This window comes from Prosthecobacter sp. (assembly GCF_029946185.1).
Taxonomy (GTDB): Bacteria; Verrucomicrobiota; Verrucomicrobiia; order Verrucomicrobiales; family Verrucomicrobiaceae; genus Prosthecobacter.
This window is the reverse complement of sequence record NZ_JAQSEA010000029.1, coordinates 1-23731: the sequence shown is the minus strand read 5'-3', so window position 1 is coordinate 23731 and position 23731 is coordinate 1. Positions and strand designations below refer to the sequence as shown.

Sequence of the window (23731 nt, the reverse complement as noted above, 5' to 3'; positions counted from 1 at the left end):
CAAACATCCCCGGCGGACGTATGTTCTCTCTCACAACCATGCGCCTACTCGCCCTCCTTTTTCTCTCCACCGCCGTCTTTGCCCAGACCGAGGCGGATTTCATCACGGCCCCACGCCAGCTCACCTTCGAAGGCAAACGCTCCGGGGAGGGCTACTTCAATGCCGAGGGCACGAAGATGATCTTCCAGTCCGAACGCGAGGAGGGGAACCCATTTTATCAAATCTACCTGATGGACCTCGAAACGGGCGACCAAGAGCGGATTTCCCCCGGTATGGGCAAGACCACCTGCGCGTGGATCCATCCTGATGGCAAGCGCGTCCTCTTCGCCTCCACCCACATTGATCCGGAATCGAAAAAACTCCAGGCCGCTGAGTACGAAGAACGCAAGAACTCCAAGGTCCGCCGCTACTCCTGGGACTACGACGAGCACTACGACATCTGGGAATACTCCCTCGGGGACAAGTCGCTCAAAAACCTCACCCACACACGCGGCTACGATGCCGAGGGCGGCTATTCACCCGATGGCAAAAAGATCGTCTTCGCCAGCAATCGCCAGGCCTATGCCGCCAACCTCAGCAAGGAAGACGAGGAGCGCCTGAAGATCGACAAACAGTACTTCATGGAGATCTACACCGCCGATGCCGACGGATCAAACGTGAAGCGCCTCACCGATGCGCCCGGCTACGATGGCGGCCCCTTCTTCAGCGCCGATGGCAAACGCATCTGCTGGCGCCGCTTCACCCCGAAGGGCGATGTGGCTGAAGTCTGGACCATGAACGCTGACGGCAGCGAGCAAAAACCCATCACCAAGCTCGGCGCGATGAGCTGGGCGCCGTATTTCCACCCCAGCGGCGAATACCTGATCTTCACCACCAATCTGCAAGGCTTCGCCAACTTCGAGCTCTACATCGTCGATGCCGCTGGCAAGCACGCTCCGGTGCGCGTTACCACCACGGACGGATTCGATGGTCTGCCCGTCTTCTCGCCCGATGGCAAGAAACTCTCCTGGACCAGCGGACGCGGGGCAGGGGGGGCTTCACAAATCTACCTCGCAGACTGGAACCACGACCACGCGCTCACAGCCCTCGGGCTCAAGACCGATCCGAATGCGGCTGTCTCCAAGACTCCAGAACCCGACTTCTCCGCCACCGTCGCTGAAATTCGTCCCGAAGACATGAAGCAGCAGGTAACCTACCTCGCCAGCGATGCCCTCGGCGGCCGCCTCACCGGCACCGAAGGCGAAAAACTCGCCACCCAGTATGTGGCAGACGTCTTCCAAAAAATCGGCCTCTCCCCCTTCGGCGATGATGACACCTACTTCGACAACTTCGACTTCACCGCTGGCGTCGCCCTCGGCGAGGGCAACTCCTTGACCCTCCTTGACCAATCCTTGACCGTTGACCAAGACTGGAAACCTCTCTCCTTCTCCCAAAACGGCGAGGTAAAACCCGCCGGCATCGTCTTCGCCGGTTACGGCATCGAAACATCCGAGACGGCCACCGGCAACGACGGCAAAAAAATCGAGACCTACAGCAGCTACGCTCATCTTGATGTGAAGGACAAATGGGTCCTCGTCTTTCGCTACGTGCCCGAAGGCATCACGCAGGAACGCCGCAATGAACTCAGCAGCTACGCCAGCCTGCGCTACAAGGCCCTCATCGCTCGGCAGAAAGGCGCACGCGGCTTGATCGTCGTCAGCGGTCCCAATTCCAAAGTGGTGCAGCAGCTCGCACCCCTCGCGTTTGATGCCTCGCTTGCCACCAGCGGCATCGCCGCCATCAGCATCACCGACGCCCTCGGTGACAAACTGCTCGCCAGCGCCGGCAAGACCCTCAAGGAACTCCAGGACAAGCTCGACAACGGCGATCTCATGGGCGGCATCGACTGCAAGGGGCTCACGCTCGCCGCGAACATCGTCATCCAGCAGGAAAAGAAAAAGGGCCGCAACGTACTCGGCGTTCTGCCTTACAGCGACAAGCCAGATCCCCACGTCGCCCCCCTCATCGTCTGCGCTCATGTGGATCATCTCGGCAGCAGCGGCGGCTCAAACTCTCGCGCCAAAGGCGATGAAGTGAACAAGATCCACCACGGCGCCGATGACAATGCCTCCGGCACCTCCGGCGTGCTCGAAATCGCCCAGTGGCTTGCCGACTTGAAAAAGCAGGGCAAGCTCACGCTCAAACGCGACATCATTTTCGCCGCATGGAGCGGTGAGGAACTCGGCCTGCTCGGCAGCAATCACTTCGTCGAAGCCTACGCCAAAATGATCAAGGGCGATCCCAACGCAAAACTCACCGGCATGTTCGCCGCATGCCTGAACATGGACATGATCGGCCGCTTTCAGAAAACCCTCGTGCTTCAGGGCCTCGGCAGCAGCTCGGTGTGGGCCAAGGAAATCGAAAAACGTAACGCCCCCATCGGCCTGTCCATCACCACGCAGAACGATGCCCACCTGCCTACCGACAGCACCGCATTCTATTTGAAAGGCATCCCCTCGCTGAACGCCTTCACCGGCTCCCACGCCGACTACCACATGCCCAGCGACACCGCCGACAAGATCGACTATATCAACGCCGCCAAGATCGCCAAGCTCATGGGCCTCATCGCCCGTGGCATCGCCACCACCGATCCCGCCCCCGACTACGTCGCCATGGAAGCGCCGAAAAACCAAGGCGTCCGCACCGGCCTGCGTGCCTACCTCGGCACCATCCCCGACTACGCCCAGGGCGACATCAAAGGCGTCAAACTCAGCGGCGTCTCCCCCATCGGTCCCGCAGCCAAAGCCGGCGTCAAAGCCGGCGACATCATCATCAAACTCGGCGGCAAGGACATCACCAATATCTACGACTACACCTACGTCATGGGCGATCTCAAAATCGGCAAAGAAACCACCATCAGCGTGCAGCGCGAAGGCAAGGACGTAGAAATGAAGATCACCCCCGGCTCTCGCGACTGATCACCAAAGCGGCTGGCTGGTGTGCCATATACAAGAGGCCGACATTCTTGTCTTGAAGGCCAACGGCCTTCCGCAACATAGCGAAGGGTTGCCGAGCCTCGGCGAGGCTACCCTGGTGCTGGCTGGTGTGCCATATACAAGAGGCCGACATTCTTGTCTTGAAGGCCAACGGCCTTCCGCAACATAGCGAAGGGTTGCCGAGCCTCGGCGAGGCTACCCTGGTGCTGGCTGGTGTGCCATATACAAGAGGCCGACATTCTTGTCTTGAAGGCAACGGCCTTCCGCAACATAGCGAAGGGTTGCCGAGCCTCAGCGAGGCTACCCTGGTGCCAGGCGACAGCCATCCGGAAAGCAAATCCAACGCTTTCTTTTGCACACCGCGCCTGCCAGTAGCGTCTGCCACGCCCTCCCGCCGCAGGCCCGTTCGTATTCATTGCTGGCGGTGCTTGATGTAATGAACTTCTGTGGCAGCAAACTGGCTGTTGAGCGCTGTCCCACCGCTGTCTCCACACACTGCGGCCACCAGCAGATCACGGCCTGAACATAAACTCCGTCGTGTTCAGCAGCGCCCACGCGACATCCTGATCCGACGCCGCGGTGCGCAAAATAGCCGCCCGCTCGTTATCGCTTGGTTCCCGCCCCAGCAGCCCCAAAAACATCCCTTCGGCATTGCCAGCCTTCGCCGTTGTTTGGGCCACGAGTTCGCCATTCATCATGAAGCGCACAAGCTCATGCGAAAGCGGTGTGCGGCTTTCGTCCGTCCATTCACGCGTGCCACGGCCCAACATTCGTAGCACATGCCCGGACTGCGGGACTTGCGGCAGTTGGGCATCGTTTTCACCCGTGAGTGTTTTCCAGATGACCTCGGAAGGCAGGCGACGGATCTGCGGTGCTGGCGCAAGGTAGCAGTCGCGCCACTTCCAAGTGTAGTCGATGCCTGACCGGCTGTAGGCCTCGGTGCGAGCCAGGATACGCTGGAATTCTCCAAGCCTCCCACCGCAGTGCAAAAATTCCTCGATGAGCAGCTTGGGGGCTTGGGAAAAATCGTCGCGAGCATTGATGGTCAGATCGATCCAAGTAGCCGCTCCACGCGGCGATCCGCTGAAACAACTCCGGTGATAGTGTTGGGGATTTTCTCCACCCTTGATGCCGTGCCACGGCGGCGCGTCATCCACGCCGCCCACCGTGATGTCCGCCTCCTGTCCCGGCATGCCGAACATACCACTCCACACTCGGAGCGCCGCCACCAGGGCGAATCGTTTACTCTGGTCATCCTCAGTGATCCACTGAACCACCTGCATGAGTTTATCTCGATCATCCCGCAACCAGCCGCCACCCAAGCGAGGTAGTGCAGGCTGAATCACTTCGCCTGGTTTGGCATCGGGGTATTTATAGTCGAGCGGCACCCGCATCTCTTTTTGGCCGGTGAAGCAAGCTGCTAAAGCATAGCAATTATGCTCGGTGTAGTCGTTAAAAGGATGGTCGTGGCACATGGCGCAGTACAGATCCTCCCCCAGTACGGTGTAGAATGTCTCCACGGCAGCGCGCATCGCATTGCCTTCATCTATTGAAGGCTTCCGCCAGCTGCCGATCATAGCGGCAACGATTTCAGTATAGGGACGGTCCTCCGCAGTCGCCTGCCGCAACCACGCGATGGTTTTGAAATCGTAGTCTCTCACTCGAAACGCCTCCGCCAGCATGCGGAAGCGCACCTCGGCGGCACCGGGTTCGCGGGTGAGAGCGTCTGTGAGTTTGGCGCGTTTGTCAGGTGATGAATCTGCGATGAACTCAAGCACCTCATCCGGACGCGGCAGCCTGCCTGCGAGATCGATGCACGCACGCCGCAGAAATGTCGTGTCGTCAGCAACAGCCGGCAATTCTGGCAGTGCAGGATTGCGTTGGTAATTCACCCGTTTCTCCGAGGTGAGCCGATAGTCATGCATCAATCCCCGGTCGATTCGCTCAGCCGCTTCTTGAGCAGTCGCGCTCTCCGCCGTTGGTGAAGCATTCATCTGCGCTTGAATCTCAGGGGTGCAGACGAGCAACAGGGCGCAAAGCGGCAGACAGCGTTTCATGCCTCCTGAACGTCCGACCCCGCAAGTTCTTAGCCCCCGTCCTCTCGCGCAGGCTTGCACAGGCGGATCGACTCGCTAAGCATCCCGGCCCATGAAAATCCTCGTTACTGGCAAAGGCGGTCGTGAACACGCGCTCATCACCGCACTCAGCGAATCGCCCCAAAAGCATGAACTCTTCGTCTATCCGGGCAGCGATGCCATCGCGATGCTGGCGACGCGGGTGGACGTGGCAGGATTGCCCGAGTTGATCTCTTGGATGACGCAGAACAGCATCGACCTCTGCGTGGCGGGCGAAGAGGCGCTCCTCGTCAAAGACAGCGGCCTATCCAATCTCTGCGCCGAGGCCGGCATCCCATGCTGGGGCCCACGAAAAGAGATCGCCCAGCTCGAAGCCTCCAAGACCTTTGCGAAAAAATTCCTCCAACGCCACGGCATCCCCACCGCAGATTTCGAGATCTGTACCAACGCGGCGGAAGCCAAGTCTGCCCTGACTGAAATGCCCATCGTCCTGAAGTTCGACGGCCTGGCCGCTGGCAAAGGCGTGGCGGTCTGCACCTCGAAGGACGAAGCGGAAGCCTTCATCGATGACGTGATGGAAAAGCGCTGCTTCGGCGCAGGCGATCTGCTGGTCGAAAAATGCCTCACTGGCCCGGAGATCTCGATCTTCGTCTCCGTGTGTGATGACAAGTATCAGATCCTCATGCCAGCGCGCGACTACAAACGCATCCGCGATAATGATCAGGGACCCAACACCGGCGGTATGGGTGCAGTGGCCTCGCTTGAATTGGCCGAGCCAGCGCTGATGCAGCGCATCGAACGCGAGATCGTGCAGCCCACCGTGCAGGGTATCTTGAAGGACGGCCTCAAATATCGCGGCTTCCTCTACTTCGGCCTCATGCTCACGCCCAACGGCCCGCAGGTGATCGAGTACAACTGCCGCTTCGGTGATCCCGAAGCCGAAGCTGTGCTGCCCATGCTGCGCGGTGATTTCGCCACCTACGCCTTTGAAGCGGCCAAAGGCAATCTACAGCCCGACCTCATCCACTTCGCCCCCGGCTGGAGCATCTGCCTCATCAGCGCCAGCGCCGGTTATCCCGCCTCATCACGCAACGGCGATGTCATCTCCGGCCTGGAATCCGTCAGCGGTGCCCGTGTGTATCACTGCGGCACCAAGCAAAATGCCAGCGGCCAGTTTGAAACGAATGGTGGCCGCGTCCTCGCCGTCGTTGCCCAAGGCGCAACCCGTGTCGAAGCACGTGAGAAAGCCTACGCCGAGAGCACCAAGATCACCTTTGACGGCCTGCAGCGCCGCTCAGACATCGGCAAGATGCACTTTGAATGAAGCATTAGTCCATACCACATGGAGCAAGCGCCTTTGCCCATTCCTTGCCGCAGGGTATAAAAAATATTGGTAGCAGCAGGCAACCTGCGAATTTGGCGGCAGCAAAGTAGTCCGCACATTCCATGTGCGGTTCGTCTGCGTCTCCTGATCGCATTTTGCTCAAAGCGTCAAGGCTGGACAAAACTCTGAGGACCCATGGCATCGCTACTGCTGGCGAAGCAAAGTAGCCTTGTTCCTGTGGAACAAGGAACGCGCCGCTTCATCCCAAACTCTTAAAAAGGTAGAGCTAATGCGTTCTCCCTCACAACACCTCAAAGGCTGAAATCTCATCGCCACTCTGGCCGCGTGAACCCGCTCCCTCGGAACCATTCATTTCCCCATCTTCGCCAGCCGCTCATCACTCTCTAGATGCCCGGACCAGCCAAAGTGGCACCGAAATTCAAAGCAGTCCTTCATCTCCTCAAACGGCCCAGTCCACTCAGACTTGTTTGACGCGACAGTAATATCCGCAGCCACAAAGCCAGTAATAGGAAGTCGCTCAATGGCAAAAGCATCATTGAGAAGCCGCGTCTTTTTCCAATTAAGCCCCATGAGCTGCGCGCTGACGCAATCCACCGCCACCGGATGCGTCCCCGCAAGGATAACACCGCTCGCCACCGGATCGCAGGACATCGGCCCATCGCCATCGCCGCCGATGATGCCATCCACAATCGTCAGGTAGCGCAGCGGCTTCTCACGCCGCACCCCACGCCCATCAAAGTAGAAGAAGCATTTGTGCAGATCCAGGATCATGCGCCACGCCGTGTTGTTGCCGTGCCAGTTGCCGGAGCGGACGACATGCTTCGTGTCGCCAAACACCATTCGCCCCATCTTCTTCAGCGGCACAAACAGCTTGGACAGAAAGAAGCGGCCAAACAGAATTTTTTTGGCGGTCCGCATCAGCGAGCCTTCGAGCGCGCGCTTAGCGGAGGATTCGGCAAATTGATCCCCGCCTTCAGCCGGTGTGCCTTCAGTGTGGCGCGGCAGCCAGTTGGTGCGCGGCGTGGTGCCGACAAGGTTTTTCAACGCGACAGTGAGCCCCACTTTTTTATGCGTCTTGAGCTTCGGCACATTGATCAGCACATCCGCATTCATCGGCGTGCGGCAGATGCGGTATTCGTGGTTCGGGTCCGTGTGCTGGCGGTTGGTCGTGGCAAAGTCAAACGAAGCTCCGTAAAGCTTGCCCAGCCCTGGATGCCCCAGAAATTCGCTGTCCGCATCAAGGTGAATGTCCACCGCTCCCGAGGGATCGCTCGGCAGTTCCCGCTTCGCAATCGTCACCCCGTCATCAATCGTCCATTCCTCACAGCGCATGTCGAACAGCAGAAAAGCGATCCCCGCGAACTCCTTCGTGAGGTCCGTGATAAGATCATCCAGACGGTGCAAACGACGGATTGTGGCAAAAGACGAATCACTCTGCGGTGCATCACACAACGTGACGCTGCCATGCCCCTGAAGCTTGCGAGCCGCCCAGCGAGCGACCTCGCGCACAACGGCGGGATGCGTGATGATGGTGAGCCAGCCGCCTTCATCCTCCGGCTTGCTCGCATTGTGCTCCTTCACCCAGTTTGGCTTGATCACCACACGATCACCAGGCGTGATGAAATCTGCCGCAAGTTCCAGCGCATCAATGGCCGCCTCGATCTGCTGGCGCAGCGCGTCGGCATCATCATAGCTGGCTTGGCCGCTGAAGACGGAGACTTTAGGTGCGCCGAACGAGGAAGGGGAGAGCATGTTCACAGAGATGTGAACTCTTAAGGTCGGCACGTTCCCTTTGCAACGCTCTGGCAACTGCCGAGTTTCCCGTATGAAGAAAGTGCTGCGAATCATGCTCCTCGTCCTCATGGCGGCGGTGGCCATCGTGATTTGGCTACAACGGCATGTCACCCATGTGCTGCCCCAGCCCCTGGATCCCGCCTTCATCCGGCTGACTCCTCGCGAAGTGGCCACCCTGCCCCTGGCGACCCGTTTTGACATGCCCATGGGTTCTGAACACGGCGCGCTCACCTACAATGCGCGGCCCTTTCGCATCCAGCGGCATCTCGGCGATGACTTGAACGGCATCGGCGGCGGCAACTCAGATCTGGGCGATGCCGTTTACGCGGCAGCAGCCGGGCGGGTGGTCTACGCGGGGAGTCCCGGTCCAGGCTGGGGCAAAATGATCCTCATCGCGCATCGTCTGCCGGACGGCGACGAACTCGGCCCCGTGATCCAGACAATGTATGCCCATTTGGATTCAATCCGAGTGGAGGCCGGGCAGAATGTGCAGCGCGGCCACCAGATCGGCACCGTGGGCACGGCCGAAGGTGCCTATTTGGCACACCTGCATTTCGAAGTGCGCCTCGGCCCTTATGTGAATCCTGGCCAAGGTTATGCTAACACGCCCCTGAATCGCTTCGGGCCAGAACAATTCATCCGAACACATCGTGGTGCCGGGGTGGAATTGCTGAATCCGACACACAAAAAAGACTGAGATTTACAAAAAGATGATTTGAAGGAAGCCCTTTTAATCCGTCAATCATACATCCCTTCAATCCATGCGTTTGATCTCCGTATTTTGTTGTCTGCCTATCCTAGTGTCTTCACTAGGATTTGCTCAGCCAGTGAAATCGACCCAGCCCCAGATCTCCTGCGAGAATCTATGTGGGGAGTTGTTTAACTCGATCCGGATGGAACCCGACAAGATGGTGATGCGGCTGGAGGAGGCTCTGGTCATCCATGAATCCTGCGCCGGTGATATCGTGACCGCAGCGATTGATGCCGTGAATGCCGAGCCCGGGCAGGTTCGCAGAATCGTAGAAACAGCGATGGATCTTGCGCCCGGGCGCGCAGCGATGATTACGGCTGCGGTGAAAAACTACACCACTCCGCAGGTCGTGGCTGCCGCCGAAGAGCAGATGGAGGTGCGCCGCGCTGTGGTTCCGGATGCAGCACCACCTATGCCGATGGCCGGAGAGCAGGTGATGCGTGCGGAACTACCGCTAGAAACCCGCAGCATCCCCATCGTCGAAGTGCGGCGTGCTGAACCGGCGCCCGAGGCACCCATGAATCTGATGGATGTGCCCAAGGCAAAAGCGATGCACTAGTTGGCTCTGTTCCGTTACTTCGTGGGAATCTCGTTCAGCGTGTAATAGCCCACCTTGTGCAGCAGCGGGAGCTTGTCAGCGCTACGTACGCCATCAAGATGCAGTTCATGAATGTGCCCTTGGGTGAGCGGCGAGATCGTCAGGCGTACGGATTTGCCATCTGCAGCCACTGTGGCGGCGGTAATCTTCGGCAGGATTTCGGAGACCTCGTCACCACCGTACTGCTCGCGATACGCATAGGTGAACTCACGCATGCTGTAGCTCTTCAAATCACCTGCGGAAGTGGGATCAACAGGCTGCGTGAAGGTGACCTCAAAGCCGTCCGGCTTGGCGTGCATTTCATGTATCTCAAAAGGTGTCTTGCCGGTCCATTCGCATTTTTCAAAGCAGAAGGGCTTTCCGCCGCGTGCTCCCCAGCCGCGGTCACTGCCGCCGACGAAGACGCGGCCTTCTTCATCCATGCGTCCCCCAATGATGCCGCTGGCAAAGCCGCTGCGGAAGGGAATCACCACTCCCTGCTTGATGCCATTCACCGTTTCCAAATAGACGCGGCTGAGATTGCTGTGGCTTTGATCCGCCACAAAGAGCTGCTTGCTGAAGGGGCCAAATTTGCCCGCGCTGAGATCACAGATGATGGCGGTGGCGGAGTTGCCGATCTTGCCGTGCACAAGGTAAACAGCGGGCGGCAGGAGCTGCTTGATGCGTTCGCGTTCCGTCACCATGCGGTCGGGATCACCATCGGGGCGGTTTTCCTTGCGACTGCGCTCGCCTTGAAAAGCCTCGGGGATGGGATCAATCGGCCGCGGTCCCATGTTGGGGGCGAGATCATACCAGACATTGCCACCTGGATGGCCTTGGAAGCTGCCAGGAACGAGATGCTGCAACGTGCAGGCACCGTGCCACGGGCCTTGATTGTCGCAGTAATAGACCTCGCCATCCGCATCGAAACCGATGCCCCCAGGGCTGCGGATGCCGGAGCATGTGGGAACCATGGTGCCGTCAGGTTTGATGCGGAGCGCCCAGCCGCGAAACGGCACGGCGCTGCCGAAAGAACCCGTCAGGCACAGCGTCACCCAAAGATCGCCCGCTTTGTCAAAACGACTGCCAATGGCATATTCGTGGTAATCGCCGGAGACGCCCCAGCTGTCGTTCACATTTTCAAACACATCGGCCCGGCCATCGTGATCGGTGTCTATGAGCCGGGTGACTTCGTATCGCGTGGTGGCGTAGAGGTTTTTGTCCTTCGGATTGTAAGCGATCCCGAGAACCTCATGCAGACCGGAGGCGAAGAGCTTGTAGTTGACACTCGCGGCATCATCGCTGCCCGCACCACTGACGATCCAGATTTCACCACGACGGGTGCCGAGGGCCAGCTTGCCATCCGGCATTAGCTCGATGGAGCCGACCTCCAGCGCGGTCTCCTTGGGTGTGGCATAAGTGGTGATCTTGTAAAAATCAGCTTCGACCGGATCAGCGGCAAAAAGCGGTGAGCAGAGCAGGGAAAGAAAGAGAATGCATTTCATGGCAGTGCGTGGCGAAAGATTACTGGGCCCACTGGTAGGTGATGGTCATCGTTCCCGGCTTCGCACGAACAACGAGATTCTGACCGGCGAGCTGGGCGTCGCTGGCGGTGATGCGATAGGGAAGCGAACCTTTGCTGACAAAACTACCGTCCCTGCTCTCAAACGAACCATTGCCGATGCGATACCACGCATGGGCAGGCAGTTTGCCCGTGACCTTGATCGTGCGGATCAGCTTCGCCTTGCCGTCGGGTTTGTTGCCGTCCCCTTCGACCGCGAAAGACTCCTCAATCTCCGCACCCTGCCACGTGTAGCGGAAGGTGGGGCTGCGTTTGGTGTCGAGCGAATAGCCCAGCCAGTGGAAGCCTTCATAGCGCTTCGTCTTGTCCCACTTCGGCCACTCCGCCTCCGGCTTCTCAGTCACAAAAAAAGCGGGTGTGGCCTCTCCGGTGGGCAGCAGTACATCGTACCCCAGCGGCTTCTCATGGCCACCGCCGCGCGAGTTCCAGTGCCTTGCAGCGTCCATGAAAGCACCGCGCCAGATGAGCGCCAGGTTCATGCTCTCAGCACTCCACGCAATGTTCACCCCGCCGGGATAGCCGACTCCGATGCCTCGATTGCCCGCGCCTTGAATGAAGTTCCGATACACCACCGCTTCGTCCTTCACCACGAGGGGGATGGGGTCGAACTCCTTCTGCTTTTTGGTGCCACCCTTCCACTTCGGGTGCAGCCATGTGGACAGCGGCGTGATCTGGAAGTCGCTGCCTTTCCATGCGGCATAAAGCTCGATCTCCCCGCCGCCTTGGAAATATTCCAGGCGAAACTCATGCTCACCCTTTTCGAGGGGGATCCCTGCTTCCTTGATGTCGCCCGAAGGGTGAATGCCGTCATAGGCCAGGATATCCTTGCCGTCGATCAAGATGCGCGAGCCATCATCGCTGGAGAGATAGAAGCGATAGGGGCCCTTCCTGGGAGCGACAAATTTACCCGTGAAGACCACCCCAAACTCGTTTTTGTAGTCGTCCAGCTTCACCTGAAGAAGGTTGTCGTCGATCTTGCCTTCACGGTGCGGCTTGAGCTTGGAGAAATCCGGGAGCTGCTGCCAGTTGCCCAGATACAGGGCAAACTGGAGGTCATGCAGCGTGTCTCCCACCGGCGCTACTTTCAGCACGCCACGCATGGTCAGCGCATGGCCGGGAAAAGTGCAGACGTAGGGGTAGTTGCCGGACTTCTCAGGCGCAGAGAAGCTGATCACTTCTTTTTCATGCGGATTCAGCATCTTGGAGTGTGCCCAGATGCGTTTGTCGTCGGGCAGCCAGTTGCGCTTCAGGGCGTCCTCCGGCTTTTCCATCTGCTTCATCGCCATGGCGGCGGTGTCCGTGCCCGGCTGGCAGAAAACCAGGTTATGCGGTAGGTCATCACCGTTTTCAAAAGTGATTTTCACCGCCTGCCCCGGCTGCACCACGAGTTCAGCTGTGTCATATTTCATCTGCGCCGTCATCGTTTTGAGCGAAAAGACGGCGGGCTCGGCGGCCCGGGCAGCGGCGGCGGCGAGAAGAATGGCGAAAAGCAGGCGGGTCATATGGGGGCGCGATAAACGAAGGCGGCGGAGGTTGCCTTGCGGAAATCCAGCGTCAATGCCCTGAGTTTTATTTCCTTCGCACTTTGAGCTTGGCGCAGGCCGTGGAATTTGATTATCTCTCCCCATGCACACTTGGTATCTGCTTAAAGCCTCGGACAAGGAAGTCTATGAAGCCAAAGACCTCGAAACCCTTCGCGGCTGGGCGGCTGACGCCAAAATTTCTCCGCTCGACAAGATCTCCAGCGACAACCGCCTGAGCTGGCAGCGCGCGCCCATGATCGCGGAACTGCAGATGGACCTCCTCGTGCAGATGCCGGACAATTATCTCTACGGCCCGACCAACGTGGCGACGATCCAGGAGTTCATGGCCACCGGCGAGATCGATGAAAATGTGACGATCATCAACTGTCTCGACAACAAGGAGTCGCGGCTGGCGGATCTGTCGTGGTTCCAGGCCAGCCCGCATCATGTGCGCAGCGCTGCCACGACCTTTATTGGCACCGGGCGCTCAGATGAGAAGAGCGGCATGGGAGACGCCATGCAGCAGTCGCGCATTTCCACGCTGGAAAAGCAGGTGATGGAGCTGCAACGCGTGGTGGATGAATGGCAGCAGGCCTACAACGGCCTGCGCCAGCAGTTTGTCGAATCAACCGGCCGCGAGCCGATGTGATTCAAATCAGGCTTCATCCGTTGTTTTATCCACGCTTAAACCGGGGAGCTCTTTGGCTTTGTCGGCATAGCGGTCGAAGCGGTTGGAGAGGATCAGCAGCGTGGGAGCCCACAGCCCGATGAAAATGCCCAGGCGCTCCGCGTGGGCCGCCTGTTCCGGCGAATTGCCGTTAAAAAACCACCAGCACCAGATGGAGAGGACGACGGAGAGCATGCCCGCCTGGAAACAGATCGTGCTGAGCGTGCGGCAGATGGAAGGGTTCATGGCTCAAACTCTGCCATGCATCCATGCCCTCCGGCAAGCAGTCACCGCCCTCAGCGCAAATCCGGCGTACTAAAACGCAGTCGCAGGCGCGTGGTGCGTGTGGGAGCTTGAGACAACACCGCTCTGGGGCATAGTGTGTGCAATGATTTCCTTTGCTGACATCCGCTGCACGACCGCTCCTGTGAGACCGCGGCAGCCCCGCGTGGCTCCTCACAAGCCCCGTGTGCAGCCGCAGACAGCACCGCCAGCGCTGGAGCCACCCTGGCATGTCATCCTGCTGGATGACGAGGTTCACTCGTTTGATTACGTGATCGAAATGCTCAACGTGATCTTTGGTCATACACTCGAACTAGGCAAACGTATGGCGAACGAGGTCAATGACTGCGGCCGTGTGATCGTGGCAACGGTCCACAAGGAACTGGCCGAATTGCGCCAGCAGCAGATTGAGGAATACGGTCCTGATCCCCGCGTGCCGGAATGCAAGGTGTCCATGCGGGCGACGATAGAGTGCTCCGAATAGGCTAGACCTGACGTGCGCGGGGCTCTGGAATACCACGCAAAATCAGGATGGAAATGGCCGACATCACTGCCGCGAGGCAGGCGACGAGGTAAAACGAACCGCTGAGCGAGTAAATCACACCGCCAAGACTCGTGGCGAGCATCAGCGCCCACACATTGCAAAAGCCGAGCACGGCTTGCAGCGTCGAGCGGCGTTCCGGTGGGCAAAGTTCTGCAGCGAGCGTCAGATCGCCGACTTTATCCAGGAACTGTCCGAATCCGAGGATGAAGAAAGCCGCGCTGAAGCCGCCAAATGAGTGAGTCAGGCTGGCCCAGACGCACAGCGTGATGCAGATGATCCGTGACAGGATCAACAGCATCTTGCCGCCTTTGTGGTAGCCCATCCAGGCTGCAAGCATGCTGCCTAAAATGGTGCTGATGTATTGGATTGAGACAAAGATGCCCACATCCGCTGCTGGCCTGCCCGTGGTGTGCAGCGCATGCAGGGTGAGAAATGAAACCACCATCAAGTAGCCCATGCCTGTGAAACGCGCGGCGATCAGCTTGAGCAACTGCGGCTGTTCACCCAGCAGGCCTGGCAGACTACGCAGATAGCTCCAGTAGTTGCCGGAGTGCGGAGGGTGATATGGATGCGACTCTGGTAGCTCGCGCATGAACGATTGTGACAGCCAGGACAGAAGTAAAAAGCCGAAGGTGATCAGGTGCAGCATCGCGTAGCCGCGTTGTCCCGGTGCATGGGTCAGCACCTGATGGATCACCGCTCCGGCCACCATGCCGATGCACGCCTGCGTGATGTAGCGTGCTGCCCAGCCTGCGGCACGGACACGCTCTGGCACCATGCGCGTGACCATCTCCATCCAGGCCACCGCTCCCACGCCGCCAATGAGACCGGAGACCACCGGCGTCAGCACCACCAGCGGCAGCAGCCACGGGCCGGCATCCTGCCAAAACCACAGCACCAGGCCGGTGATGAGATAAGGCAGCCGTTGCAGCAGGCCAAAGCTCATCACCCACAGCTTGAAATTCGTGAGGCGTTCCACCAGCGGTGACACAAACAGTCCAGCCATCGCAAACGCCGCCGGCAGAATGGCGGGCATGATCGCGATGATTGCCGAGCGTCCGCCGAGTTGCTCCACCATTTTGGGCATCACCGTTTCCGGCTGGAGAAACGCCACCCCGCCCATGTACAAACCGCCTTCCAGGCAGTGGCAGATGAAATTTCGCCGCACGACCTGCGGATGATGCTGATGAGGGATTGCGGTGTCTGAGGGCATCGCGGTAGGCATCATCGTGGCGTGGTCTGGCTCGAAAGAAAGTGAATCGTCTGAACTGATGGCTTTGCGTCTCAGTATCACGTTTTGCCTCGTAAAAAATCAACCTCCCGTCCTTGCGTAGCGTTTCCATTGCTGGTTCAATCCACCCACAATCCTTAACCCTGAATACATATTATGACACTCAATCCCAAACTTACCAATCTGCTCAACGAGCAGATCAACAACGAAATGTCCTCCAGCTATGTGTACCTCGCCATGGCAGGGTGGTTTGAGCGCACACCGTATGCCGGTTTTGCGCAGTGGATGTTTGCCCAGAGCCGCGAAGAGACCATGCATGCGCTGAAGTTCTACCAATACCTCGTGGATCGTGATGCCACAGTGGAATTGCAGCCGATCGCCCAGCCGAAAATGGATTACGCATCGCCGATGGATGCTTTTCAGCACAGCCTCATGCAGGAAGAAAAAGTCACCCAGCAGATCAATGATTTGTATGAGGTCGCGGAGCAGGTGAAAGACCATGCCTCGAAAAATCTGCTGCTCTGGTTCCTCAATGAGCAGATGGAAGAGGAGAAAACCGTGCGCGACATGCTCGACCGCCTCAAACTTGCCGGCGAAGATCCAGCCAGCCTCTTGGTCCTTGACCGTGAAGCTGGCAGCCGTCCAAGCGGTGGTGGTGGGCGTGGCAAGCCCGGTGGCCCAGGCGGTGCCTGATCAGTTACGGCACCAGCCCCATATCCCACGGCCACAACGGTGTGTACGTGGCGGATTCCACCCAGCCGCGCACGTGTTCGTCGCCGCTGGGCACTTCCACATAGCTCCAAGCTCCGCGTTTTTCGAGCAACCGCACCTGGCTGCCGGGTGGGAGGGCGATGACATTGCCGGAAGTGACTGTGGCGGCGCTGTAGGCGCTGACTTCACGTGCAGTGACGACCATCACATCCTTCACCCGGTCTCCTGGCACGGGCCGGATGGCGGCAAAAGTGGCTGAAGGAATGAAAATCAGCAGGCCAAGGATGCTGAAAATCAGTGCATAGGTTCCGCTGCTGCCTTTCTGTGAGTCGGCAAGAATCCAGCGCATCAGCGCCAGCAAAATAAGCCATACCCCGACGGATGCAGCGATGACCCAGGTGTTTTTGTTCAGCAGCAGGCTCCACTCAGCCAGAGGCGAGTCCTCTCCAAATCGGAAGAATCGCAGCTTTCCATCCAGGTGCCGCAGATTCTGCCTCACTTCAGGGTTCAAGGGATCCAGCAACTGCGCACGCTGGTACCACAGGGCTGCACGCCCCATGTCCTCCTGCCGGTAACGGGCGTTGGCAATGAGGGTGAAAACCGCAGAACTCAAGGCGGGCGGCTGCTGCTTGGTGAGTGATTCGCCGAGGTATTGCGCCTGGGTGAACTTGCCTTTTTCCAAAGCTTCGCGCGCCTGCTGATAAAGTTCGTCAGGGGAAGCATCGGCGGCACCTGCATTGAGTGAGAGCAGGGTCAGCGTGGCGATGAAAATGGCAGTGCGCTTCAGCAGCGGTGCCAAAGTGGACAGGATGCGGCTGCGCTCACCTGCGCCAAGCTCTTGCCCGGAGGCAGGAGCGGCAGTGAAACTCTGGGTCTCATAGCGGCGGATGATCTGCTGCAGTTCCTCGTCCTGCACTCCATCCGGCTGGCTGCGGTGGATGAAGTGGGCGGCGCGCTGGAGGAAATCACGATCCGGGAGATGGCTCTCCTCCAGACCCTGCCACAACTGCTGCAGTTCACCCCGCACCCCGCTCGTTGCTTCTGCGCGACGGCGGCGAAGCCACATGAACAGAGCTGCCAGAACCACAAGGGCCGCTGGAATCGACTGAATGGCCCAAAAACGTGTGCTGGTGGTGAGCGGGGCGTTGGCGGCGGTCGTGCTCAGCCACTGTGCCTTGGCCGGAATCTTCATGAGGATGTCGCTGACCTGAGGCTTGGGCTGCTGCACGGGAGGCGGCTTGGGGGGCTCCACTCCGCCACTGCTTTCCGCACCCACGGCAGCGGCCACCACGGCACCGGGCTTGATCCGCAGCGCTATCGGCGGCGTGCGTGCGGCGACGTATTTCTTCTGTGCAGGGCTGAAGTAGCTCAGCTCAAACGGGGGCAGTTCGGTGTGCACTTTTTCCGGCACAAAGACCATCGAATAACCGATGCGGTGCTGCAGGGTGGGCATGAGATTGGGATCAATCGGGCCGTCCACATTGTAGCGTCGCGGGGGGTAGGCCTTCCAACCTTCAGGCGGCATGAGGCCGGGTGGGTTGAGCGCGTCGAAATTGCCCGAACCGTCGATGGTGATGTCCACGGCCAGCGGATCGCCGACGCTGAGTTCATTGGGGGTGGCAGTGGCGCTGATGCTGAAATCACCCACGGCTCCGCTGAAGTTGGCGGGTTTGCCCTCGGTGGGAAGCGGCAGCACCTTGATCTTCACTTCCTGGCTTTTGACCACATGCTTGCGTGGCTCCACGTCGCCCATGATCATGCCAAAGGGCAGGCCTCGGCTCATCTGCCGCTGGGCGGTTTCGTCATAAACCTCGAACAACAACTCACAATTGGCGGGCCCCACCTTGAGATCGCCTGCGTGGAGTGCGGAGAGCGTGCTGCGATAGGTGAAGACAATGTAGTCAACGTCATTGATGCGCTGCGGGTTTTGCTCGGCCTGCTGCGGAAAGCGGGCGATGGCAAAATCACTCTTGTTCACTTCGATCAGGCCGACACGGCGCAGCATCACACTGCGGCGGGGGACATACAGGCTGGCACTGATGGGAACCACCTCGCCCTGGTAGATCTCCGTCTTGCCGACTTCAATTTGAAACAGCGGTATGGTGGCGTCTTCGGCTGCCGTGGGAACGGTGGTTGCAGATTCACTGACGGTGAGACGGACCTCATTGGTTTTGAGAACCTCACCGTTCACCAGCAACTCCTGCGGTGGAAGGACAAACTCGCCGGGTTCGGAGCTGGTGACACCCCAGGAAAGCTGCGTGGAGATCACCTGCTGGGCACCGCGAATCTCGATGCTCTGCCGGGTGGAAAGCGCGGAACTCATGCCGACTTGCACCGGCAGTCGCAGTTGTGGCTCGCTTTGGATGGTGCCGTTCTGAACTGTGATGACGTAGCTGACCTCCTGGCCGGTCCGCGCGTGGTCAGGCTGGAGATAAGCACGGATCGTAGCTGCGGAGGCGCTGGTTAGAAAAAATGTCAGAAACAGCAGCGCTTGCAGCAAGCCAGACTGAGGACTGAAAGTCCAGAGACCCGCAATGGCTGCTGGCCGTGCCTGAGTGGAGGTGAGATGGAGGCTATGAATCATTCGAACTTGGGAATTGCGTTAGTCCTTCTGGCTTCGTCAATGCCGGAGCATGCGGCTCACCAGTCCTTCTTGTTAGGCGGCGGGGTGTGGTAGCGGTTGGTCGGCGGCGTAGTGATCTCATCCATGTATTGACGGAGATAGCCTTCTGCTTCGCCGGGGGTATAACCCGTACGTGGATTGCGTTGATCAGAGGGAATGGCTTTAGCCGTTTTTTTATCCTCGTCCCCACCAGGCTTCTGGCCGTCTTTGCCCTGCTGGCCTTCTTTTTCGCCGGGCTCACTGCCAGCGGCTTGGAGCCGTCCTTCGGGCAGTTCTTTGGCATCCTTGCCGCCAATGCCGTCATCATCCTCCTTCTTTTCGCCCTTGCCTTCTTTTGGCTCTTTGGCTTTTCCTTGGCCGTCCGGGTCGCTGCCTTGCTTGCCAGCGTCCCCCTCCTCGCCTTCTTCACCTTCCTGGCCTTCGCCCTTGTCGCCTTTTTGCCCCTTCTGACCTTTTTGGCCGTTGTCACCTTTTTGGCCCTGTTTTTCCTCCAACTGCTTCATCATCTGGCGCAGTTGGGCGAGCATTTTATCCACGTGATTTCGGTTCTCGCGTAGCTCCTTGTTCTCAGGATCGAGTTCCAGTGCTGCATCAAGATGACGCAGCGCATCGGTCCAGCGTTGAAGGGTGATTTTTGGCTGCTCCTGCAGGCCGCGCACCCCTTGATCATAGAGCGTCTGACCGAGGCCGCGATGAGCGCGTGTGCGCAGTGACTTGTCCTCTGTGTGGAGCACTTCGCTGAAGTTCTTGACGCTGCCATCGTAGTTGGTGAGGTCATGCTCTGCCGTGGCGAGACCGTAGAGAAGTTCATCGCGGGAATGCGCGTCGAAATCCTCTCGTTCCAGCAGCTTGCCGTAGAGATCACGGGCCTTTTTAAAATCCCCGCTCGCAAGTGCTTTGAGCGCATCCTCCGGGGTGGGCCCGCTGGATTGAAACATGGATGCCAGAAAGTCTGACGGACCTGCGGCCTGCGCAGAAGGTGCAGACGCAAAGGTGGCCACCGCCAGTACCAGGATGACCGGGCGTGCGGCAGGGCGGGGCAGGGCGCTGATGATCCAGGCAAGCATGAGAAGGAATATACCCAGACCCAGTGGCCAGGCAAAGCGCTCAATCGGCCGCGAAGTCTGCCGGTTGGCGGACTCCTGCTCGGTCAGCCGGTCAAGCACGGGCTGGATGGACTGGCGGCTGAGTGGCTGGGCATCAAGTTTAAGAAAGCGTCCGCCAGTGGCGCTGGCCAGCTGCTGTAGCACGCCGCTTTGCAGTTTTGAGAGCACCACATTGCCGGCCTCGTCCCGGATGTAATCACCTTCTATTTCAGGATCTGGAATGAACATGCCGTCAGCAGTGCCGACACCTACCGTGACGACAACGACACCCGCCGCTGTGAGGCGTTGGATGTAAGATGCGAGGTTCGCGTCCGCATCTCCACCGTCACTGAAAACAACCAACGCGTAATTGCTCTTGGGTAGATTTTTAATCGCACGCAGGGTCACATCCAGCAGGTCGGCCAGATTGCTCCCCCCCCACTCGATGATCGTGTGGTCAAAGGCCAGCAATGACTCGATGATGGCGTCATGATCAGTCGTGAGCGGTGCCTGAAGGTAGGCGCGGCCGGCAAAGGCCAGCAGACCGACACGTTCTCCGGCGAGTTCCATGACGAGGTCATGGGCAGCCAGTCTTGCCCGCGTGAGGCGGTCCGGTGGCACGTCTCGCGCAAGCATGGAACGCGAGGTATCGATGGCGATGAAGATGTTGCGGCCCTTGTCGGGAATCTCGAGTTTTTCTTCGCCCCAGCGCGGTTGGGCAACAGCGACGAGGAGACAGGCCATGGCCATGACATACAAAGCGTACACGAACCATGACCGCCACCGAGAGCGGCCAATGATGAGAGTCGTCCGCAGACGCGCCGCGGTGAACAGGCGTTCTGCCTTGGTGCCATGTGCATCCACCAGCAGTTTCATTCCCACCAGCGCGGGAATGATCAGCAGGAACCAGAGCAGATGTGGATGGGCAAAGCTCATGAAAATCAGGTGACGACAGGCTCAGGAGCCGAATGCAGAACGGTCAATGACAGCAGCAGTGCGAGAAACAGCGCGATGGCGGAAACGGCAAGCGGCCAGGGGAAAAGCTCTTCGGTTTCGATGATCTTGTGGTGCTCGATCTTGGTTTTTTCGAGTTTGTCGATGGTGCCGAACACATCGCTGAGTGAACTGAGGTTTTGCGCCATGTAGAACTGGCCGTTGCCGATGGCTGCGACTTCTTTGAGCGTGCCTTCGTCAAACAACTGCTGTCCCACCGGCGTGAACGTGCCGCGTCTGGGATCAGGGATGACGTGCATGCCCGGCGTGCCGATGGCGATGGTGTAAATCTTGATGCCCAGCGTGGCGGCCAGCTTCGCCGCAACCTGTGGGCTGAGGCGGCCGGAATTGTTCGCACCATCCGTCAGCAGCACGATGACTTTGCTTGGCGATTTTTCACGACGCATGCGGTTGGCGGCAGACGCGATGCCGGAGCCGATGGCGGTGCCGTCACCCACACGCTGCGTCTGCACACGGTCGAGATTGTTGATCAGCCAGTCGCGGTCAAGCGTGAGCGGGCAGGGCAGGTAGGTTTCACCGGCAAAGGCCACGATGCCGATTTTATCACTGCGGCGACCTTTGATGAAGTCCGCCATCACTCGCTTGGCCGCCGTCAGGCGGTTTACGGGCTGCCCGCCGATGTAGAAGTCTTCGATCAGCATCGACAGCGAGACGTCAACCGTCAGCATGATGGCGATGCCCTCGGATTTTTCCTCTTCGTACGACAATATTTTCTGCGGTCGGGACAGTGCCAGAATGCCGAAGGTCAGAGCGATCAGGATGAGTCCAAAGACAAAGCCCCCGAGACTGTTGCGCGCCGGTCTGCCGAGATCACGCAGCAGGGAGGCGGTGGGGAATTTGATCGCCGCCCGTTTGCCACGTGCACCCCGCAGCAGCGCCATCAGCGGCACGAAGGGCAGCAGCACCAGCCACAGCGGGTGCAAAATTTGAAATGCAGGAAGGCCAGGAATCGTCATGGTTTCTCCTCCTGCATGCGTGCAATCGCCTGATCAATGAGCATGGTCGATTCCTCCTCAGTACGCGGAGCTGGCATGAACGAGATGTCGTCACATAGATGAGCCACAGGCTCAAAGCGTTCGCGCCACATTCCTTGGGATCGCGGCACCTTCATGCCGGGCTGCCGTTCTATTTTGCCGTCGAATATCTCGCGTGTCGTGCGGGAGGGGGCAGGCACAGCGTAGCGTTCCTGCAGGTAGCGCCGCAAGATCTGTGAGATCTTATGACTCATCTCCTGCGGCGGGATGGATTGAATGCGTGCGCGCAGATCACTCAATGCACGAAAGGCCGAACCCCACGGCTGCCGCAGCGGCGTTGATGGCGCCTGTTTAGGGCGGACCAACAGCCAGACGATGACGGAGATCAAGAGACACAGCAACACCAGCGTCGCCCAAGGAATCCACCACGGGGGCGGCAGTTGTACGCTGTCTGGCGGTGGCAGTTCAGGATGCGGCATCGGCCCCGGACCCTGAAATTGCGCCAGCAGGATATGCATGTCGAACAGCGCGGGCTTCATCCACGCTTCCTCCTCTTCCTTGAACGGAAATACGCTTTCAGGGCAGGTGCGTAGTCTTCATCTGTTCGCACGGTGATGCGCTCCACTCCACAACGGCGTAGGAGATGCACCAGTGCATCCTGTCGTTCCATCAGGCGTTGTTCATACTGCTCGCGCACGGCTGGGTGCGAGGTATTGACGAGAAATTGCTCCCCGGTCTCCGGGTCTTCGAGACAGACGCGGCCTGCGTCTGGCAGTGTGATTTCACGCGGGTCCAGGATCTGCGCCGCTATCACATCATGTTTGGCCGCAACAGCCCGCAGGCTTTTCTCCCAGCTTTGATCCGGTGTGATAAAATCCGAAATTAGGATCACCAGCGCGTGATGGGCGATGCGTTCCAGCGCAAGATCAAGCGCTGGCTTGAGGTCCGTGCCGTGCCGCTTGGGTTCATTGTTTAAAATGTCACGCAGAATGCGCAGCGCATGAGGGGCTCCTTTGCGTGCAGGCAGGTAGTGTTCGATTCCGTCGGAGAAGAGCATCAGCCCCACCTTGTCCTGGTTCTGCACAGCGCTGAAAGCGAACACCGCCGCTATCTCCGCTGCACGCTCTCGTTTCGTGTCGTCTTGGCTGCCGTAATCACCGGACCCGCTGACATCCACGCAGATCATCACCGTCAGTTCGCGCTCCTCAACGTACTTGCGTACAAATGGATCATTCATGCGCGCCGTGACGTTCCAGTCGATGAAGCGCACATCGTCACCCGGCTGGTACTCGCGAAAATCATCAAACTCGATGCCCTGACCCTTGAAGCGGGAGTGGTACTGGCCGCCAAGCATCTCCTTTACCATGCCTCGCGTGAGCAGCTCGATGCGCCTCACGCGCTTCAGGATGCGCGTGAGTCTGGCGTCGTTGTCGTTCTGCTCAGTTTCCCGGTTCACGGTGTGGGCAGTGTTAAGGAACAGGCAGCTTGTCGAGGAGTGTCTTGACCACATCATCCGTGGTCACCCCTTCCGCCTCGGCTTCATAAGAAAGCAAAATGCGGTGGCGCAGGATGTCTGGGGCGAGGTCTTTAATATCCTGCGGAATGACGTAGTTGCGGCCGTTGAGGAAGGCCAGCGCCTTGGCGGCCAGCGCCAGATTGATCGTGCCGCGCGGCGAGGCACCACAGCGGATCAGCAGCTTCAGGTGCGGGGCCAGTGCCTCAGGGTGACGGGTCGCATGAATCAGGGCCACGATGTAATCACGGATCTTTTCATCCATGAACAACTCGTTCACCACTGCCCGGCTGGCACTGATGGCCGTGACGTCGGTGACCTGGCTCACATCGAGTTTCGGTGCCGATGTGGCCATTGCATCCAGCACCATGCGTTCCTCGACGGGGGTCGGGTAGGTAACGCGGACTTTGAGCAGGAAGCGGTCAAGCTGGGCTTCGGGCAGGGTGTAGGTACCCTCCTGATCGA

19 protein-coding genes are annotated in these 23731 nt (G+C 59.0%); 7 read left to right on the top strand and 12 right to left on the bottom strand.

The features are described 5' to 3' along the window. The first annotated feature begins 38 nt into the window (after positions 1–38). Positions 39–2957, top strand: coding sequence for a M28 family peptidase (locus tag PSV43_RS01585; RefSeq protein ID WP_300192989.1), 2919 nt, complete (start codon positions 39–41; stop codon positions 2955–2957). Between the two features lie 530 nt (positions 2958–3487). On the opposite strand, the gene PSV43_RS01580 is transcribed toward PSV43_RS01585, so the two are convergent. Beyond that, entirely contained in the window at positions 3488–5032 is a 1545-nt protein-coding gene (locus PSV43_RS01580) for a DUF1549 domain-containing protein (protein WP_300192987.1), read from the bottom strand. 91 nt (positions 5033–5123) lie between these two features. Between PSV43_RS01580 and purD the strand changes: the two genes are divergently transcribed. Next, positions 5124–6374 (top strand): phosphoribosylamine--glycine ligase, encoded by a 1251-nt coding sequence (gene purD / locus PSV43_RS01575; RefSeq protein WP_300192986.1) that lies wholly within the window; start codon positions 5124–5126, stop codon positions 6372–6374. Between the two features lie 369 nt (positions 6375–6743). Here the strand turns inward: purD and PSV43_RS01570 are convergent, their stop codons facing one another. Then, positions 6744–8147, bottom strand: coding sequence for a DUF362 domain-containing protein (locus PSV43_RS01570; protein ID WP_300192985.1), 1404 nt, complete (start codon positions 8145–8147; stop codon positions 6744–6746). Positions 8148–8241: 94 nt separating this feature from the next. On the opposite strand from PSV43_RS01570, the gene PSV43_RS01565 reads away from it, so the two are divergent. Beyond that, positions 8242–8886, top strand: coding sequence for a M23 family metallopeptidase (locus tag PSV43_RS01565; protein ID WP_300192983.1), 645 nt, complete (start codon positions 8242–8244; stop codon positions 8884–8886). A 64-nt stretch (positions 8887–8950) separates the two neighbouring features. Continuing rightward, positions 8951–9499 (top strand): hypothetical protein, encoded by a 549-nt coding sequence (locus PSV43_RS01560; protein ID WP_300192981.1) that lies wholly within the window; start codon positions 8951–8953, stop codon positions 9497–9499. A 14-nt stretch (positions 9500–9513) separates the two neighbouring features. Here PSV43_RS01560 and PSV43_RS01555 read toward each other — a convergent pair whose 3' ends face one another. Together PSV43_RS01555 and PSV43_RS01550 are read right to left on the bottom strand one after the other, a co-directional pair. Continuing rightward, positions 9514–11022, bottom strand: a complete 1509-nt coding sequence (locus PSV43_RS01555; RefSeq protein ID WP_300192979.1) for a hypothetical protein — start codon at positions 11020–11022, stop codon at positions 9514–9516. Between the two features lie 19 nt (positions 11023–11041). Beyond that, positions 11042–12601: a PA14 domain-containing protein gene (locus tag PSV43_RS01550; protein WP_300192977.1), complete on the bottom strand. Its 1560-nt coding sequence runs from the start codon at positions 12599–12601 to the stop codon at positions 11042–11044. Positions 12602–12725: 124 nt separating this feature from the next. Here PSV43_RS01550 and PSV43_RS01545 point away from each other — a divergent pair, with 124 nt between their 5' ends. After that, positions 12726–13271 (top strand): hypothetical protein, encoded by a 546-nt coding sequence (locus PSV43_RS01545; RefSeq protein ID WP_300192975.1) that lies wholly within the window; start codon positions 12726–12728, stop codon positions 13269–13271. A gap of 6 nt (positions 13272–13277) precedes the next feature. On the opposite strand, the gene PSV43_RS01540 is transcribed toward PSV43_RS01545, so the two are convergent. After that, on the bottom strand, positions 13278–13535 hold the full coding sequence (locus PSV43_RS01540) for a hypothetical protein (protein ID WP_300192973.1): 258 nt from the start codon (positions 13533–13535) through the stop codon (positions 13278–13280). 202 nt (positions 13536–13737) lie between these two features. Between PSV43_RS01540 and PSV43_RS01535 the strand changes: the two genes are divergently transcribed. Further along, on the top strand, positions 13738–14055 hold the full coding sequence (locus tag PSV43_RS01535) for an ATP-dependent Clp protease adaptor ClpS (protein WP_300192971.1): 318 nt from the start codon (positions 13738–13740) through the stop codon (positions 14053–14055). A gap of 1 nt (position 14056) precedes the next feature. Here the strand turns inward: PSV43_RS01535 and PSV43_RS01530 are convergent, their stop codons facing one another. Next, complete coding sequence (locus tag PSV43_RS01530; RefSeq protein ID WP_300192969.1) at positions 14057–15328, bottom strand: MFS transporter; 1272 nt, start codon at positions 15326–15328, stop codon at positions 14057–14059. 174 nt (positions 15329–15502) lie between these two features. Here PSV43_RS01530 and PSV43_RS01525 point away from each other — a divergent pair, with 174 nt between their 5' ends. After that, positions 15503–16039 carry a ferritin gene (locus PSV43_RS01525; protein WP_300192967.1) on the top strand — a complete coding sequence of 179 codons (537 nt, stop codon included), beginning with the start codon at positions 15503–15505 and terminating at the stop codon, positions 16037–16039. A 4-nt stretch (positions 16040–16043) separates the two neighbouring features. Here the strand turns inward: PSV43_RS01525 and PSV43_RS01520 are convergent, their stop codons facing one another. The 6 genes from PSV43_RS01520 to PSV43_RS01495 all read right to left on the bottom strand — a co-directional run. After that, a complete protein-coding gene (locus PSV43_RS01520) occupies positions 16044–18641 on the bottom strand; it encodes a hypothetical protein (RefSeq protein WP_300192966.1) in 2598 nt (865 codons plus the stop codon). Between the two features lie 56 nt (positions 18642–18697). Then, positions 18698–20701, bottom strand: a complete 2004-nt coding sequence (locus PSV43_RS01515; RefSeq protein ID WP_300192964.1) for a VWA domain-containing protein — start codon at positions 20699–20701, stop codon at positions 18698–18700. Between the two features lie 5 nt (positions 20702–20706). Beyond that, positions 20707–21735 carry a VWA domain-containing protein gene (locus PSV43_RS01510; RefSeq protein WP_300192962.1) on the bottom strand — a complete coding sequence of 343 codons (1029 nt, stop codon included), beginning with the start codon at positions 21733–21735 and terminating at the stop codon, positions 20707–20709. Further along, a complete protein-coding gene (locus PSV43_RS01505; RefSeq protein WP_300192960.1) occupies positions 21732–22292 on the bottom strand; it encodes a DUF4381 family protein in 561 nt (186 codons plus the stop codon). Before PSV43_RS01505 ends, PSV43_RS01510 begins: the two co-directional genes overlap by 4 nt. Beyond that, positions 22289–23209, bottom strand: a complete 921-nt coding sequence (locus PSV43_RS01500) for a DUF58 domain-containing protein (RefSeq protein ID WP_300192959.1) — start codon at positions 23207–23209, stop codon at positions 22289–22291. Before PSV43_RS01500 ends, PSV43_RS01505 begins: the two co-directional genes overlap by 4 nt. Before the next feature lie 13 nt (positions 23210–23222). Then, a partial coding sequence (locus PSV43_RS01495) for a MoxR family ATPase (RefSeq protein WP_300192957.1) occupies positions 23223–23731 on the bottom strand: 509 nt, incomplete at its 5' end.